Source organism: Micromonospora sp. NPDC004704, assembly GCF_053601675.1.
In genome coordinates, this window is the sequence record NZ_JBSGCD010000037.1 from 1 (window position 1) to 15522 (window position 15522).

Here is a 15522-nt window from a genome sequence, read left to right on the forward strand (position 1 = left end):
ACGATGACGCCGACGGCGGAGCGGTGGTTGCGGGCGAGTAGTTGGGCGTGCGCGTTCGGGACGTACTGGAGTTCCTCGACCGCCGCCAACACCCGCTCCCGGAGCGCGTCGGTGACCGGTTTTGCGCTGCCGTTGATGATTCTGGACGCGGTCGCGGGAGAGACTCCCGCCCGGCGCGCCACATCTGCCAAGGTGGCCATCGATCCGACCTCTCCCCGGCCGCCCTGAAGCCGGCTGCGAGTGAGGATAGCGCGAGCCGGTCCGGCCGGAAGGAAAGCCCTTGCCGAATCCGGGTTCGGACCAGTAACGTGCGCGGGAAAGCGCTTACCTGGCGCTCGCTGGCGTGTCCCGTACCCCGTACCCCCCGGATCGAACAGTTAGCTGGATCGACCGCGACAGCCTGAGGAGGCAACGGCATGGCCCGTACCACGATCGGGATCGTGCTCAACGGCGTGACCGGCCGGATGGGCTACCGGCAGCACCTGGTCCGATCACTGCTCGCGATCCGCGAACAGGGCGGGCTGCCGCTGCGCGACGGCAACCGGCTCTGGCCCGAACTCGTGCTGGTCGGCCGCAGCGAGTCCAAGCTCCGGGAGATCGCCGAGCGGCACGGCCTGACCGAGTGGACCACCGACCTGACTGCGGCCCTGGCCCGGCCGGACGTGCAGATCTACTTCGACTCACAGGTCACCGCCCAGCGGGAGAAGGCGCTCCGGCTCGCGATCGAGGCCGGCAAGCACATCTACACCGAGAAGCCGACCGCCGAGGACCTCTCCGGCGCGGTCGAGTTGGCCCGGCTCGCCGATGCCACCGGCATCAAGCACGGCGTGGTCCAGGACAAACTCTTCCTGCCCGGCCTGCGCAAGCTGGACCGGCTGGTCAAGGGCGGTTTCTTCGGCCGCATCCTCTCCATCCGCGGCGAGTTCGGCTACTGGGTCTTCGAGGGTGACTGGCAGCCGGCGCAGCGTCCGTCCTGGAACTACCGGGCGGCCGACGGCGGCGGCATCGTGGTGGACATGTTCCCGCACTGGCACTACGTCCTGGAGCAGATCTTCGGCCAGGTCAGCGCGGTGACGGCACACGCGACCACGCACATCCCGACCCGCTGGGACGAGGCCGGCGAGCCGTACGACGCGACCGCCGACGACGCCGCGTACGGGATCTTCGAGATCAACCGGCCGGGACAGGCGACCCCGATCGTGGCCCAGATCAACTCGTCCTGGGGCGTCCGGGTCTACCGCGACGAGCTGGTCGAGTTCCAGGTCGACGGTACCGAGGGCAGCGCCGTGGCCGGGCTGCGCAACTGCCGGATCCAGCACCGGGCGACCACCCCGAAGCCGGTGTGGAACCCGGACCTGCCGGCCACCGAGGACTTCCGGTCCCAGTGGCAGGTGGTGCCGGACAACGAGGAGTTCGACAACGGCTTCAAGGCGCAGTGGGAGCTGTTCCTGCGGCACGTGGTCGAGGACGAGCCGTACACCTGGGACCTGTGGGCCGGGGCGCGTGGCGTCCAGCTCGCGGAGCTGGGGCTGCGGTCGGCCCGTGACGGCGTACGGATCGAGATCCCCGAGCTGACCGGCGAGCCCGACCGGTGAGCGAGTCCGCGCGCGACCGGTTCTCGCTCAACCAGGCGACCACCAAGTACTGGCCGATGGAGGACCTCGTCGCCGGCTGCGTCGACGCCGGGGTCACCCGGGTCGGCCTCTGGCGCGAGGAAACCCGGGCCTACGGCGTGGCGAAGACCTCGGCGCTGGTTCGGGGCGCCGGGCTCGCGGTGACCTCACTGTGCCGCGGCGGTTTCTTCAACACCCCCGACTGGTACGACGAGAACCGGCGGGCGATCGACGAGGCCGCTGCGCTGGGCGCCCCGGTGCTGGTGCTGGTCTCCGGCGGACTGCCCGAGGGCAGTCGGGACCTGGACGGGGCACGGGCGCACGTCAGCGACTCGATCGGCGAGCTGGTGCCGTACGCGCTCGACGCCGGGGTCCGACTGGCGATCGAGCCGCTGCATCCGATGTTCTGTTCCGACCGTTGCGTGGTGGCCAGTCTCGGGCAGGCGCTCGACCTGGCCGCGCCCCATCCGGCCGAGGCGGTCGGTGTGGTGGTCGACACGTACCACCTGTGGTGGGACGACCAGGTGTGGACGCAGATCGACCGGGCCGGTCGGGAGGGGCGGATCGCCTGCTTCCAGCTCGCCGACTGGATCACCCCGCTGCCGGAGGGGGTGCTGCTCGGGCGCGGTCTGCCCGGTGAGGGCTGCGTCGACCTGCGCCGGTTCCGGGAGGCGGTGGACGCGACCGGTTTCACCGGGCCGATCGAGGTCGAGGTGTTCCACGCCGGGGTGTGGGCACGTCCGGGCCGCGAGGTGCTGGACGCGACGCTCTCCGGTTACCTGACGGCCGTCGGATAGGACGGTCCCGCTCCGCTCGTGGCCGGGCATGATCGTCGCGACATGACCTGGCCCGAGCCGGCGCGGCGGAGGAGGATGGACGCATGGACCGGTCCACCTTCGTGTACGACGGCGACTGCGCGTTCTGCACCACGTGTGCGGAGTTCGTCAGTCGTCGCATCCCGACCCGCGCCCGGGTGCTGCCGTGGCAGTTCACCGATATCGACGCGCTCGGCCTGACCGTCGCGGAGTGCGATGCCGCCGTCCAGTGGGTTGGCGCGGACGGTGTCCGGGCGGCCGGTCCCGATGCGATCGCCCGGCTGCTCGGTGACAGCCGGCCGGTGTGGCGGGTGTTGGGCCGGCTGCTCCGCCTCCCCCCGGTACGCGCGCTCGCCTGGCCCGCGTACCGCTGGGTGGCCCGCAACCGCCACCGGATGCCCGGCGGCACAGCCGCCTGCTCCCTGCCCCAGGCCGTCCGCGAGGAGCGCTACGGCCCCACCCCCCGCTGACCCCCGGAACACGACACCGGCCGGACACCGTGTGGTGTCCGGCCGGGATGCGGGTGTGCCGGGGTGGGACGGCGGTTGCTCCGCCCTGGGCCCTCGGTCAGTGTTCGTGGTCGGCGAGCTGCTTGCGTACGTCGTCCATGTCGAGCTCCTGGACCTGCTCGATCAGTGACTCGAGAGCGGTCTCGGGGAGCGCACCGGGCTGGGAGAAGACGATCACGCCATCCCGGACCGCCATGATCGTCGGGATCGAGCGGATCTCGAACTTGGCGGCGATCTCCTGCTGGGCCTCGGTGTCCACCTTGCCGAAGACCACGTCCGGGTGCTTCTCGGACGAGTTCTCGTAGACCGGGGCGAACCGCTTACAGGGGCCACACCAATCTGCCCAGAAGTCCACCAGAACGGTGCCCTCCGAGCTGGTCACCTCGTCGAAGTTGGCTGAAGTCAGCTCAACGGTCGCCATTGAACTCTCCGTTCACGGGTTGAGACCTACGACTGCAAGAACCTGTTCACCCGTACTGGAATTCCCGGTCCCCCCGTGGCGAAACGCCCAGCGTGGCCAGGGTCACCCCGATCCACCCCAGTGAAGGGGACCGATCCGGTCGATGCGTCCGGTACCGGGCACCATCGACGTTGATCGGTCCCCGGGCCTGTGCGCATCGCGAAATAAAAGAAAACTAACTAATTACTAAAAGTGACGGGAGCGCTTCCAGGTAGATCGGCGTCACGACCTGCGGTGATCCGACGATCACGCTATTGAGGTGGGGGAATCGTGGTGATGACCATCGGTCACTGCAACATCAACTCTCACGTAAAGTAGTGTTGCGAAAAAGTAACTGTGACCTCTGTCTCTGTTCTGACTCTTCTGCGTACCGCCGTCGTCGGGCAGAATCTCTCCTATCAGAGCGTGGGCGGCGGGTGCCGGGGAGGGCCCCGCCGCTCATTGCGTCCGGCTCCGTTTCTGATCCGGGGCCCGACCCTGCCCAACGGCCGAGGTCCGCCGTTTTCTGAGCCGCAAGACTCATACCTCTGCTCCGGCGGTCATATGCTGGCGCCGGGAGGTCCCCCATGAACCACTCCTCGCCGGGTGAGCCGCCGGCCGCCGGTCGCCCGACCGGACGAGCGCCCACCATGGCCTACTCCACCGACGAGTGGAAACTGCTCATCCGGCTGCCGGGTCGGGTGCTGGTGGCGGCGACCTCGCCCCAGCCGGCGAGCCCGCGCCACGCGGTGCTCGAGGGACTGGCCGGCCTGGAGGGCATCGCCGCCGGGCGGGCGTTCGACAGCGACCTGGTCCGGGCCGTGGTCGCCGCCATCTACGCCGAACCCGACGACGCGCCGCTGTACGCCGGAGTCCGCCCGCCGGCACCGCCTTCCGCGCCACCTTCGCCTTCCACGACGGCCGGCAGACCGTCCCTCGTCCACCCGCCAGCGCTCGTCACGGAGCCGAACGAGGGGCAGCGGGCCGATCGGCACGACCGGCTGGCCGGGCTACTGGTCTCCTGCCACGCGGCGGTCGAACTGCTCGGCGACCGGGCGGACCCGGCCGACTCCGCGGCGTACCGGCAGTGGGTGCAGTCGGTGGCCGCCCGGGTACGCCAGGCCGCCCACCCGGTGGACCGGCACCTCGGCACGGCGGGGGAGTGGCTGCCCGACGGTTCCGGTGGTTTCCTCGGCCGGCTCGGTACCGCGCTGGGCCTGCGCTGAGGGCTTCGCCCGGCGGGCCGTACCCTCTGCAGATCGTGGAAGGTGGGGCCCCGGTGGGCGACGAGTCGGAGGTCGGCGTCGGCCCGTGGCCGGGTGACCACCCGACCGATCCCCGGTACGACCCGGAGTTGCTCGCCAACGGCGACCGGCGCAACGTGGTGGACCGCTACCGGTACTGGCGACAGGAGGCGGTCGTCGCCGACCTGGACCGGCGCCGGCACACCTTCCACGTGGCGATCGAGAACTGGCAGCACGACTTCAACATCGGCACCGTGGTACGCAACGCCAACGCCTTCCTCGCGGCCGAGGTGCACGTGGTCGGGCGGCGGCGGTGGAACCGGCGGGGCGCCATGGTGACCGACCGGTACCAGCATGTCCGGCACCACGAGACGATCGAGCAGTTCGTCGACTGGGCGCGCTCGGCCGACCTCGTGGTGATCGGGATCGACAACCTGCCCGGCTCGCGCCCGTTGGAGACGGTCACCCTGCCGGCCCGGTGCGTACTGATCTTCGGGCAGGAGGGGCCGGGGTTGTCCGATCCGGCCCGTGCCGCCTGCGACCAACTCTTCTCCATCGCCCAGTACGGGTCGACCCGCTCGATCAACGCCGGGGTGGCCAGTGGGATCGCCATGCACGCCTGGGTCCGGGCGCATGCCGCGCCGCCGCCGGAAGGGCATTCGTCCGGCTCGCCCGACTGACCGCCGCTCCGAGGCAAGTTGACCGAAAAGGCCGGTTCGCTTGACTACGGGGTGCTGCGGCGTGGACTGTAGTTCGTGTGAGTCTTGCGGTGAGTTGTCCGAGGTGCGGTGGCGAGGTGGCGCCGCCGGACCTGATGCACACCGACTGGCGCTGCGCGGACTGCGGCCCGGTGCCACCACTGCACACGGCCGGGCACGTCGGGCCGGAGATCGTGGCGAGCACGACCGCCCGGATCAGGGACACGCCCGAGCCGGCCGCTTCCCCGATGCCGCTCTGGTGCCCCTGGCCGTTGCCACCCGGATGGGTGATGACCGGTGCCGTCTGGGCCGGTGACGATCGTACGGGTGTGCGAGCCACCGCCGTGGCGTGCAGCGGGCCCGCCCCGCTGGGCGGCGGACCGGCCGACCTGGTCCTGGTGGCCGAGGAACCCGGCGTCGGTCTCGGCACCCGGTTCGCCGGGATCGCCGGTCTCGACCCCGGCGCGCTGCTCGCCGACGTCATGACCGATGAGCTGCCCGGACACGCCGAGCACCCACCACATGCGAAGGTCCGGGCCGACGGGCATCCGACTCCACTTTGGTCGGTCAAATCCCCGACAGACCGAAGCGCGCACGTCGGCGAAGCTCGGGGACGGTGGCTATATGCGATAACCTGGCCGTCGAGCGCGGGCTACCTCCTCGCGGAAGATGTCGTGCTGCACGACTTGACCGAGTGGTTGCCGCCCGAGCTGGTGTACGGCGCGCCATCTCCGTACCTGCACGGTCTGGTCTAGACGACCATCCCGGGCCGGGCCGAAAATGGCACAAACTTGGAATTCACGGTACGACACCTGACTGATACGCTACGTGCTGTTGCGGTGACGCCACTCGGCGCCGATGAGGGGATGGCCCGTCATGGTCAAGAAGGTCCTCACCTGGGGCGGAATCGCCTTCCTAATTTTCTTCATCGCGTTCCGACCTGACTCGGCCGCCGACGTCTTCAAGTCGTTGGGCGGCGGCGTCATGGATATCGCGCAGGGCTTCAGCGACTTCTTCGCCAGCCTCTTCGCGTAGCCGGGCATGGGCAATCCGTCCGGGCCACCCCCCGACCCCGACGATGCCGAACGCTGGCGTCGCGAGCGGGACACCGAGCCGATTCCCCGGGTCCGACCCGACGACGATCTCGGCGACGGCTCACCCTACGCGGGCAGTCCCTCCTATCCGGATGGACCGCCCTACCCGGAGGGTCCCGGTTACGACGACGAGTCACGCTCCGGCAGGAACTGGGAGCGTGACCCGGACGCCGGCTACCGGCCCCCGGACATCTCCGAAGAGGAGTTGGCCGGACTCCGGGTGGACGCCTCGGGCATGCCGCTCGGCCCGCGTCGGGTGCTGCCACTCGAGGACGAGCCCACCGCGCTGGTCGCGCGCTACCTCTTCCCCACCGAGCGGTACCGGGGCGAGTGGAAGCGACACAAGATCTACCTGGCCACGCCGGTACTGATCGGGCTCGCCGCCACCTTCGTCCTCGGTTATCTCTCCGGCTTCCTGGCCGGGCAGCAGATCGCCGGGCTCACCCTGGTCGCGGCGCTGATCTGGCTCGGGGTCATGGGGTACGTGGCGTGGAAGGTCGCGGACTGGTTCTTCGACCGCTTCATCCTGACCAACAAGCGGGTGATGGTGGTCAACGGGATCATCACCCGGCGGGTCGCGATGATGCCCCTGGCCCGGGTCACCGACATGAAGTACGAGCAGTCGCCGCTGGGTCGGACCCTGAACTACGGCACCTTCGTGCTGGAGTCGGCCGGTCAGGACCAGGCGTTGCGCGAGGTCAAGTACCTGCCCAACCCGAACGAGCTCTACCTGCGTGTGGTCGAGGAGATGTACGAGCCGCAGGCAGTGGAGGCGCGGCTCGGCAAGGAAGCCGACGAGGCCAAGGCCGACGACGGGGCGTAACTCAGAGCAGTCAATCGCTTACGGCGGGTGCGGGACTTTCCAACCGAAAATCGGAGGGAACCCGCACCCGATCGCCGTCGACCCGATGCCCTCGGCTGTGACAGCCTGACGGTTGGTACAGCTTCGGGAGGCGACAGGTGGCGGCCAGGTCAGACCTGGAAGAGGAGTTCCGCGAGTTCGTCGCGGCCCGATCCGCCGCCCTGCTGCGTACCGCGTATCTGCTGGCGGGGGACTGGGCGACCGCCGAGGACCTGTTGCAGACCGCGTTGACCAAGACGTACCTGGCCTGGAAGCGGCTCGGGGAGATCGAGGCGGTCGAGCCGTACGCCCGTCGGGTGCTGGTCAACACCGCGACGAGCTGGTGGCGGCGGCGGTGGCACGGCGAGCGCCCGACCGAGGTGCTGCCCGAGCGGCCGGCCCCGGACCAGATCGAGGAGCAGCTCGAACGGGACGCCCTCTGGCGGCACGTACGGACCCTCCCGGCCCGGCAGCGGGCGGTCCTGGTGCTCCGTTTCTACGAGGACATGACCGAGGCGCAGACCGCCGCGATGCTCAACATCTCGCCCGGCACGGTGAAGAGTCAGACCTTCCGGGCGCTCAACACGCTGCGCCGGCGACTCGGTGCGGAAGCCGGAGCGGAGGCGACACTCGGCACGGAAGCGGCGATCACCGCCCGTACCGCTGCCGCCGGACCGGACGCGGCCCGGACCGACCCGCAGCCGCCCGCCGCCCGGTCCGAGGCGCCCGCACCCGCGCCGCGTCGGGTGCCGGCCGTGCCACGCACCGCACCGGCGGCCCGACTGCCGGTGCCGGCGGTTCCGGGTGCGTCCGCACCGGCGGGGCCGGCGGCCCGGGCGGAGGGTCGATGACGATGCTCGAAGACTCACTGCGGGGCATGTTCGCCGACCGGACCCAGTCGTTACCCTCGATCAACGATCCGGCCGCCGTCGCGATCCGTCGCGGACGGGCGGCCCGCCGCCGCCGGACAGCGGCCTCCTCGGTCGCCGCCGCGCTGGCGATGCTGGTCACCGTCGGCGGGATCGTGTCGCTGCGGGACCTCTCCGGCGGCAACGGCGGCCGGGAGAACCCCGTGATCGCCTTCAACGGCCAACCCGACGCCGAACCCACCGGCCCACCGGTCGAGCCCCGCCCCACCACCGACACCGGCATCGGCCTGGACCTGTGGGCCGGCGACCGGCTCTGGACCACCGACGGCCGGTCGCTCCCGCTGGCCGGGGTCGGCACGGTGACCCGGATCTACCGGGTCCCCACCGGCTGGGTGTACGGCGGAGCGGGCGGTATCCGGTTCCTGCGTACGGACGGCAGTTCGATCTCGCTCAGCGGCAACCGGGACCGGTGGGTGCTGAGCCCCGGCGGGGACCAGCTCGCCTTCGTCATCGAGACCGCGCTCTACGTGGCCCGGGTCAGCGACACCGGACTCGCCGTACGGACCAGGGTCGACGTGCCGACCGGCACCTCACCGGTGGGGTTCCTCGACCGGTCGGTGGTGGTGACCTCCGACTCCGGCGGCTTCGACGTCCTCGATCCCGCGCGGCCCCACCAGCCCAACTGGAACACCGACGTCACCGCGATCTACGGTCCCCACGGCGGCGTCCTGCGCGGGCTGGTGAGCGGGACCGGTGAGCAGCGGCCCTGCCTGGCCGAACTCCGCCCGACCGGTAACGGCCTGGCGGTCGAGCGGACCGGCACCTGCGCGCTGGACCTGGAACGCGGCACCACCGGCGACCGGATCACCCCGGACGGCGCCTGGCTCGCGGAAAGCCGGGCGGACGACGTACGCCTGGTCGACCTGGGCGGGGCGGTGGCCGGGCGGACCGAGACGGTCGCCTGTCCGGTCCGTACCACGGTCCCGCCGGCCTGGGCCGACGACCGGACCCTGCTCACCGCCGACGACCGCGGTGTGGTCCTGTGCCGGGCCGACGGCACCCAGCGGGTCGTGCCGCTGCCGGCCGGGGTCAGCGCGCAGTGGCAGTTCGTGCCGAAGCTGACCGCCGCCCAGCCGTCACCGACGAACACGGCCGCCCAGCCACCGCCCACGCCAACCTCGGTGCCGACCGACCGGTGACGACAACCCGGGATCCGGGTCGGGGCGTCCAACCAGTGTGACCACGGGCAGGCTCGAACGGGTGCTGCGCGAGTGTCTGGCCGAGCGGGCCGGCACCGCGCCGGGAGCCGCCGATCCGCCGCCCGTGGCCGGGTACCTCGACCGGGGTCGGGCCGACGAGCTGAGTGCGACCGTACGGCTGCGGGGCAGGAGAATCCGCCGTCGACGTACCGCCGTCGCGGGGGCGGCGACCGTGGCGCTGGTCGGCGTACTCGCCGGGGTGGCCGTGCTGCCGATCGGGGACCCGTCGAGCGTCGTCCGGCCCGGCACCCTGGCCCTGCCGGTCGACGTGGTGGTCCCGGCCGGTCTGCGTACGGTCACCGGTGAACTGGTCGACCTCGCCGCGGTCGGACCCGTGGTGCAGGCGAGCCGAACCCCGGGCGGTTGGCTGGTCGTCGGCGCGCACCCGCCCGGCCGCTCCACCCTCTGGTACGTCCCGAACACCGGACCGCCGTCGCCGCTGCTGACCGACGTACGGGCGGCGGTGGTGACACCGGACGGGCGGCGGGTCGCCTGGCGGGCCGGCGGCCAACTCCTCCTCGCCCCGGTCGAGCAGGGGCGGCTCGGCCCGGTCCGGCACACCGACGCACCGGAGCGGGTCGTACCCGCCGGCTTCGTCGGTGCCGCCGTGCTGCTCCGGCGGCGTACGGTCGGTGCGGACGAGCAGTACGACCTGTGGTGGCCGGACCGGGGCGCGTACCGGAGGTCCGGCGGGGATCCGGCGGTCACCATCTACGGTCCGCTGCCGGACGGCCGTACCATGGTCGGGCAGTTGCCGGCGGCGGACGGCGACCGCCCCTGCCTGGCCCTGCTGGACGCGGCCCGGGAACTGGCCCCGATCAGGGTGACCTGCGCGCTGCCGCTCGCCCCCGGAGGGCGCGGCACGATCTCCCCGGACGGCCGCTGGCTGGTCGCCAACGGGGTGTTCGAACACTGGTTCGGCGACACCGCCGGTGCCGGGAACGCGACGGCCGAACTCGCCCTGGTGATCGACCTTAGCACCGTGTTCGGGTCGGCGCCGGTGGTCCGCGCGGCCGGGCCGAGGCTGGCCGGCCCGGTGGCCTGGACCGCCGGCGGGATCCTGCTGCACGCCGGGGACCAGGGCCGACTGCTTCGGGTCACCCCGGACCGGGTGCCCGGCCCCGACCCGGTCGTCGACCGGCTTCCGGTGCCCGAAACCGGGACGAACGACCGGCTCCTGGTGGTCTCCGGCGCCACCGGTTGACCGGTGCCGGGCGGTGCCGGTTCAGGCAACCGACCGGGGGGCGGTTGTTGCCGGTTCGGGTGCCCGGCCGGGGACGTCCGGGCGGGCGGTAGCCTGGTACCAGTGATCGCGTCCGCACCGAACCCCCTGCCCACGCCCGGTCCGGACGCCCGGATCGACCTGCACGCCCACTCGACGGCCAGCGACGGCACCCTCACCCCGGCCGAGCTGATGCAGGCCGCGGCAGACGCCGGGCTCGACACGGTGGCCATCACCGACCACGACACCACCATCGGCTGGGCGCCCGCGGTCGCGGCACTACCGCCGGGCCTGACCCTGGTACGCGGAGCCGAGCTCTCCTGCCGCTGGTACGGCACCGAGCCCTCGATCGCCCTGCACCTGCTCGCGTACCTCTTCGACCCGGACTCCCCGGAACTGGTCGCCGAGCTGACCCGGATCCGGGCCGCCCGGGAGGTACGCGCCGAGCGGATCGTCGAGTCGCTGCGGGCCGACGGGATCGACGTCGACTGGTCCGACATCCAGGCACGGGCGGCCGGCGGGACGGTCGGCCGACCGCACATCGCGCAGGCGCTGATCCGGGCCGGCCTGGTCGGCACCACCAGCGAGGCGTTCCAGCCGCGGTGGCTCGGCTGGCGTTACCGGGCACCAAAGGACGACCTGGACGTCTTCCACGCGATCCGGCTGGTCCGCGAGGCGGGCGGGGTGCCGGTCTTCGCCCACCCCCGGGCCACCCGGCGCGGCGAGGTGGTGCCGGACTCGTTGATCGTCGACTTGGCCGCCGCCGGGCTGTTCGGGCTGGAAGCCGACCACGAGGACCACTCGCCGACCGAGCAGGCGCACGTACGCCGGCTCGCGGCCGAACTGGGGCTGGTGGTGACGGGTTCGTCGGACTTCCACGGCGAGCACAAGACCGTACGGCTGGGTGCGTTCACCACGTCGGTCCCGGCGTACGAGCGGATCGTCGCTGCGGCGAGCGGCGTACCCGTGGTTTCTTCGTCCTGATCGGTGCCCGCTGGCTGCTTCGTCCTGATCGGTGGCGATGACTGCGGTGGCCTCGCGCACACCGACGTGGGATAACGCGGCGGGCCAACTACCGTGACCGGGTGGATCTCAAGCTCTTCGTGGAGGTGTTCGTCACCCTGCTGGTCATCATGGACCCGCCGGGTATGGTGCCGATCTTCCTCGCCCTGACCGGACCGCTCGCCGCCCGCGAACGGAACCGGGCGGCGCGGCAGGCGGTGACGCTCGCCCTCGGGGTGATCGTGATCTTCGCGGTCGCCGGGCAGACGATCCTCGAGTATCTGCACGTGTCGCTGCCCGCGCTACAGGGCGCGGGTGGGCTGCTCCTGGTCCTGGTCGCGCTCGAACTGCTGACCGGCAAGGCCGACGACCCCGGCCAGCAGACCACCTCGAACATCGCCCTGGTGCCGCTCGGCACCCCGCTGCTCGCCGGTCCGGGTGCGATCGTCGCGACCATGCTCTTCGTCCAGGGCGCCGACGGCTTCTCCGACCAGCTCGCCATCGCGCTCGGCATCGTCGCGGTGATGGCCGCGGTCTGGCTCACCCTCCGGTTCTCCGGCGGCATCGTCCGGGTGCTGCGGCCCAGCGGCATCGAGGTGCTCACCCGGATCGCCGGTCTGCTGCTCGCCGCGATCGCGGTGCAGCTCATCGCCGACGCGGTCAGCGCCTTCGTCAAGGTCTTTCAACAGTCCTGACGCGCGTGGCGAACGGGCATCGACCGGACTGTCGGTGGGGGGTGGCAGGATCGGCACCGTGCGCAGACCGACCTCACCGGGTAACCGGGCCCCGCGCCCGCGCGGCAACCAGCCGGAGCAGTTGGGCTTCGAAGGGATGCCGGAGCGGCTCTTCGTCTGCACCCCGAGCAAGCTCGGCAGCTACACCGACTGCCCCCGCCGCTACCGCTACTCGTACCTCGACCGGCCGACTCCGGTCAAGGGACCGCCCTGGGCGCACAACTCGCTCGGCGCGAGCGTGCACACCGCACTGCGCAACTGGTACGCCCTGCCCGAGGCCAAGCGCCGACCGGAGGCACTGCCGGTGCTGCTCAAGGGCACCTGGGTCGGCGAGGGATACCGCGACGACGAGCAGGAGCGGACCGCGTACCGCCGGGCCCTGCAGTGGCTCGAATCCTATGTGGACACGCTGGAGCCGGGTGTCGAGCCGCTCGGGGTGGAACGGGTGGTCGCGGTCAAGACCTCGGTGCTGGCGTTCAACGGCCGGACCGACCGGATCGACGCCCGGACCGGCCCCGACGGGCCCGAGCTGGCGATCGTCGACTACAAGACCGGCCGTACGGGCCTGGACGTCGACGACGCACGGGGCTCGCAGGCACTCGCGCTCTACGCGTACGCGGCCGAACGGGTGTTCCGCCGCCCCTGCCGCCGGGTCGAACTGCACCACCTGCCGAGCGGCACCGTCGCCGCGTACGACCACACCCCGGAGTCGATCGCCCGTCAGGTGAGCCGGGCCGAGGACACCGCCCGCGACATCATGGCCGCCGAACGGGCGATCACCGACGGCACCGACCCGGACGAGGCGTTCCCGGTCGCACCGGGGCCCGGCTGCGCCTGGTGCGACTTCCGGCGTAGCTGCCCCGGCGGGGCCGGCGCCCCGGCCAAGGAACCGTGGGCGGCAGTCGAGCGCACCCTGCTCCCGGTGACACCGACCGGCCCCGGCGACAACTAGCCCCTCCGCTCACGCTCGGGACCGACCGAGAGGGTCGTCACGCCGGGACCGACCGAGGGTCGTCACGCCGGGGCCGACCAGGGTGGTCACGGTAGGGACCGGCCGGGGTCGGCCAGCCGGGCCGCCCGTGCCTGAGCCGCCTGATAGATCGGGCCCTCGATGTAGCGGCGGGGGACCGCGTTCAGCGCCAGCCGCAGCGTTCGCGCGCCGAGTTCGGCCGACCGGTCCGTGGTCGGCAGGCCGAGCCCGCCGTAGAGCCGCCGGGCCCAGGACGGCAGCAGGCCGAACGCCGTGCCGGCGATCCCGAAGTAGGCCAGCCGGGCCGGACCGAGGCTGAGCCAGAGGCGGGTCGGCCGGCTCACCTTCCAGGGAATCGGCGGTGCGGTGAGGAACAGCGCGATCTCGGCCGCGTCCCTGGTCATCCGCAGGTGCGGTCGCATCTCCCGGTAGTAGTCGGCGACGGCGGCAGCCGTACCGGGCACGGTGTCCGGGTCGAGGCCGACCAGGGCCGCGGCCCGCCGCTGCTCGGCGTAGTACGCGTCGGTCTCGGCGTCGGACAACCGCAGACCGGCCCGCCGGGCGGTACTGAGGAACGACTCCACCTCGGCCACGTGCACCCAGCGCAGCAGGTCCGGGGCGTCGATCCGGAACTCCTGCCCGGTCTCCGGGTCCGTGGCCCGCATCCGGGCGTGCAGTGCGGTCAGCCGCCGCCCGGCCGCCTCCGCCTCGGCGGTCGTGCCGTAGACGGTGGTGCCGACGTAGCGAGCGGTGCGGACCAGGCGACCCCACGGGTCGGACCTGAAATTGCTGTTCTGGGCCACCCCGGCCATCGCCCTGGGGTGCAGCGCCTGGAGGTAGAACGAGCGCAGCCCGGCGACCAGCAGAATCGGCTCCCGATGCACCTTCCAGGTGACCGAGCCGGGACCGAACAGGCCGAGGTCGTCGTCCGGGTCCGGTTCCGCTCGCTGGTCATCCGGGTTCATCAGCCAAGAGTGCCACCATCGGTGGCCCCAGGTCGCGCGCTTGCCTCGGCGGCGGGGGCGCCGCTCGTACCGGTCGGCTACTGGTCGGCGGTGCGGCGCTGCTGGCAGTTCGGGCAGAGGCCCCAGAAGGTGACCTCGGCCTCGTCGACCTCGAAGCCGCCGGAGTCCTTCGGATCCAGGCAGGGCGCCGAACCGTGGACGCAGTCGACGTCCGCGATCTCTCCGCAGCTCCGGCAGACCACGTGGTGATGGTTGTCGCCGGCTCGTGCCTCGTACCGGGCGGGGCTGCCGGCCGGTTCGATCCGCCGGGAGAGACCGGCCCGCGACAGCGCCCCGAGTACGTCGTAGACCGCCTGGGTGGAGACGGAGTCGAGACGCTGGCGGACCCGTTGCAGGATCTCGTCGACCTCCAGGTGTCCACCACCGGCGAGCACCTCGAGCACGGCGAGACGAGGCCGGGTGACCCGAAGGCCCCTCGACCGCAGCATCTCCTCGCCCGTCATCACGCAATAACAGCACGGGTATGCGGGGCCATCAAGCCGTCCCCGATCGCGGTGGTGCGCGGCACACCCGCCGGCCCAGGTCAGCGGCGAGTTGGGAACCGGGGTGAACCGTACCGGCTCTGCCTTCGTGTACGACTGTTGAGGGAAGCGTTCCCGATCTATGCGTACCGTGGCTCGCGGTGTGGTCGGCCGCTGGAGGAGGAAATCGTGTTCTTGGAAATCATGGGCCTTCCCGTACATCCGTTGGTCGTGCACGCCGCGGTGGTTTTCGTACCGCTGCTGGTGCTGCTGGCGATCGGGTACGGGATCCTGCCCCGGTTCCGGGCCAAGACCGGCTGGGCGGTGGCGATCCTGGCCGTGCTCGCGCCCGCCTCGGCGCTCTTCGCCAAGCTCTCCGGCGAGGAACTGCTGGAGGCACTGATCGCCAAGGGCTACCCGCCGCCGATCGTCGCCCAGCTCACCGAGCACCAGGAGTACGGCGACCTGCTGTTCTGGTTCAGCCTCGGGCTGGGCATCGTCACCGGGCTGCTGCTCTACGTCACCAGTGCCCGCGCCCGGAGCACCAACCTGCCGGGCTGGGTGGCGCTGGTGCTCACCGGCCTGGTGATCGTGCTGGGCGTGCTCAGCGCCGTCTACGTCTACCTGACCGGTGACTCGGGCGCCCACGTGGTCTGGAACGGGGTGCTCTGACCCGTACCGGTCCCGGACACGGCTCGGCGCATCAAGCACGGCTCGGCACGGCAAG

19 protein-coding genes are annotated in these 15522 nt (G+C 71.7%); 15 read left to right on the forward strand and 4 right to left on the reverse strand.

All coding sequences use genetic code 11. The features are described from left to right. Positions 1-200: LacI family DNA-binding transcriptional regulator (locus ACWEFB_RS32080; RefSeq protein WP_452291444.1), on the reverse strand; the 200-nt coding region annotated here is incomplete at its 3' end. A 216-nt stretch (positions 201-416) separates the two neighbouring features. Here ACWEFB_RS32080 and ACWEFB_RS32085 point away from each other — a divergent pair. The 3 genes from ACWEFB_RS32085 (at position 417) to ACWEFB_RS32095 (ending at position 2898) form a co-directional block, all read left to right on the forward strand. After that, a complete protein-coding gene (locus tag ACWEFB_RS32085) occupies positions 417-1595 on the forward strand; it encodes a Gfo/Idh/MocA family protein (RefSeq protein WP_452291446.1) in 1179 nt (392 codons plus the stop codon). Positions 1596-1651: 56 nt separating this feature from the next. After that, complete coding sequence (locus ACWEFB_RS32090) at positions 1652-2410, forward strand: sugar phosphate isomerase/epimerase family protein (RefSeq protein WP_452291531.1); 759 nt, start codon at positions 1652-1654, stop codon at positions 2408-2410. Between the two features lie 83 nt (positions 2411-2493). Further along, positions 2494-2898 (forward strand): thiol-disulfide oxidoreductase DCC family protein, encoded by a 405-nt coding sequence (locus tag ACWEFB_RS32095; RefSeq protein ID WP_326562428.1) that lies wholly within the window; start codon positions 2494-2496, stop codon positions 2896-2898. Between the two features lie 97 nt (positions 2899-2995). Here ACWEFB_RS32095 and trxA read toward each other — a convergent pair whose 3' ends face one another. Further along, entirely contained in the window at positions 2996-3358 is a 363-nt protein-coding gene (gene trxA, locus ACWEFB_RS32100; protein WP_452291448.1) for a thioredoxin, read from the reverse strand. 605 nt (positions 3359-3963) lie between these two features. Here trxA and ACWEFB_RS32105 point away from each other — a divergent pair. From ACWEFB_RS32105 to ACWEFB_RS32155, 11 genes are all read left to right on the forward strand, one after another. Continuing rightward, entirely contained in the window at positions 3964-4602 is a 639-nt protein-coding gene (locus ACWEFB_RS32105; RefSeq protein WP_452291450.1) for a hypothetical protein, read from the forward strand. A gap of 53 nt (positions 4603-4655) precedes the next feature. After that, the gene (locus tag ACWEFB_RS32110; protein WP_452291452.1) at positions 4656-5300 is read left to right on the forward strand and encodes a TrmH family RNA methyltransferase; all 645 of its coding nucleotides are present in this window, start codon (positions 4656-4658) and stop codon (positions 5298-5300) included. A gap of 89 nt (positions 5301-5389) precedes the next feature. Beyond that, positions 5390-6073, forward strand: coding sequence for a DUF6758 family protein (locus ACWEFB_RS32115; protein ID WP_452291533.1), 684 nt, complete (start codon positions 5390-5392; stop codon positions 6071-6073). A 103-nt stretch (positions 6074-6176) separates the two neighbouring features. Continuing rightward, the gene (locus ACWEFB_RS32120) at positions 6177-6353 is read left to right on the forward strand and encodes a hypothetical protein (RefSeq protein ID WP_326563356.1); all 177 of its coding nucleotides are present in this window, start codon (positions 6177-6179) and stop codon (positions 6351-6353) included. Positions 6354-6359: 6 nt separating this feature from the next. Then, a complete protein-coding gene (locus ACWEFB_RS32125; protein ID WP_326562432.1) occupies positions 6360-7235 on the forward strand; it encodes a PH domain-containing protein in 876 nt (291 codons plus the stop codon). Positions 7236-7372: 137 nt separating this feature from the next. After that, entirely contained in the window at positions 7373-8104 is a 732-nt protein-coding gene (locus ACWEFB_RS32130) for a SigE family RNA polymerase sigma factor (RefSeq protein WP_452291455.1), read from the forward strand. After that, positions 8101-9321 carry a hypothetical protein gene (locus tag ACWEFB_RS32135; protein ID WP_452291457.1) on the forward strand — a complete coding sequence of 407 codons (1221 nt, stop codon included), beginning with the start codon at positions 8101-8103 and terminating at the stop codon, positions 9319-9321. The genes ACWEFB_RS32130 and ACWEFB_RS32135 overlap by 4 nt, the downstream gene beginning before the upstream one ends. Before the next feature lie 37 nt (positions 9322-9358). Next, complete coding sequence (locus tag ACWEFB_RS32140; protein WP_452291459.1) at positions 9359-10585, forward strand: hypothetical protein; 1227 nt, start codon at positions 9359-9361, stop codon at positions 10583-10585. 105 nt (positions 10586-10690) lie between these two features. Further along, the gene (locus tag ACWEFB_RS32145) at positions 10691-11587 is read left to right on the forward strand and encodes a PHP domain-containing protein (protein WP_452291536.1); all 897 of its coding nucleotides are present in this window, start codon (positions 10691-10693) and stop codon (positions 11585-11587) included. A 101-nt stretch (positions 11588-11688) separates the two neighbouring features. After that, entirely contained in the window at positions 11689-12300 is a 612-nt protein-coding gene (locus ACWEFB_RS32150) for a MarC family protein (protein ID WP_326562436.1), read from the forward strand. A gap of 136 nt (positions 12301-12436) precedes the next feature. Next, positions 12437-13291 (forward strand): RecB family exonuclease, encoded by an 855-nt coding sequence (locus ACWEFB_RS32155; RefSeq protein ID WP_452291538.1) that lies wholly within the window; start codon positions 12437-12439, stop codon positions 13289-13291. A gap of 86 nt (positions 13292-13377) precedes the next feature. Here the strand turns inward: ACWEFB_RS32155 and ACWEFB_RS32160 are convergent, their stop codons facing one another. Beyond that, the gene (locus ACWEFB_RS32160; RefSeq protein WP_452291461.1) at positions 13378-14274 is read right to left on the reverse strand and encodes an oxygenase MpaB family protein; all 897 of its coding nucleotides are present in this window, start codon (positions 14272-14274) and stop codon (positions 13378-13380) included. A gap of 77 nt (positions 14275-14351) precedes the next feature. Then, a complete protein-coding gene (locus tag ACWEFB_RS32165; protein WP_452291463.1) occupies positions 14352-14777 on the reverse strand; it encodes a Fur family transcriptional regulator in 426 nt (141 codons plus the stop codon). Between the two features lie 207 nt (positions 14778-14984). On the opposite strand from ACWEFB_RS32165, the gene ACWEFB_RS32170 reads away from it, so the two are divergent. Then, the gene (locus ACWEFB_RS32170) at positions 14985-15467 is read left to right on the forward strand and encodes a DUF2231 domain-containing protein (RefSeq protein ID WP_452291465.1); all 483 of its coding nucleotides are present in this window, start codon (positions 14985-14987) and stop codon (positions 15465-15467) included. Positions 15468-15522: the final 55 nt, after the last annotated feature.

Bases quoted from the DNA above. Each gene is read 5' to 3' on its own strand.
- ACWEFB_RS32085 (WP_452291446.1), top strand. From the start codon at position 417: ATGGCCCGTACCACGATCGGGATCGTGCTCAACGGCGTGACCGGCCGG.
- ACWEFB_RS32160 (WP_452291461.1), bottom strand. From the start codon at position 14,274: ATGAACCCGGATGACCAGCGAGCGGAACCGGACCCGGACGACGACCTC.
- ACWEFB_RS32155 (WP_452291538.1), top strand. From the start codon at position 12,437: ATGCCGGAGCGGCTCTTCGTCTGCACCCCGAGCAAGCTCGGCAGCTAC.
- ACWEFB_RS32165 (WP_452291463.1), bottom strand. From the start codon at position 14,777: ATGACGGGCGAGGAGATGCTGCGGTCGAGGGGCCTTCGGGTCACCCGG.
- ACWEFB_RS32105 (WP_452291450.1), top strand. From the start codon at position 3,964: ATGAACCACTCCTCGCCGGGTGAGCCGCCGGCCGCCGGTCGCCCGACC.
- ACWEFB_RS32120 (WP_326563356.1), top strand. From the start codon at position 6,177: ATGAGGGGATGGCCCGTCATGGTCAAGAAGGTCCTCACCTGGGGCGGA.
- ACWEFB_RS32095 (WP_326562428.1), top strand. From the start codon at position 2,494: ATGGACCGGTCCACCTTCGTGTACGACGGCGACTGCGCGTTCTGCACC.
- ACWEFB_RS32125 (WP_326562432.1), top strand. From the start codon at position 6,360: ATGGGCAATCCGTCCGGGCCACCCCCCGACCCCGACGATGCCGAACGC.
- ACWEFB_RS32135 (WP_452291457.1), top strand. From the start codon at position 8,101: ATGACGATGCTCGAAGACTCACTGCGGGGCATGTTCGCCGACCGGACC.
- ACWEFB_RS32090 (WP_452291531.1), top strand. From the start codon at position 1,652: ATGGAGGACCTCGTCGCCGGCTGCGTCGACGCCGGGGTCACCCGGGTC.
- trxA (WP_452291448.1), bottom strand. From the start codon at position 3,358: ATGGCGACCGTTGAGCTGACTTCAGCCAACTTCGACGAGGTGACCAGC.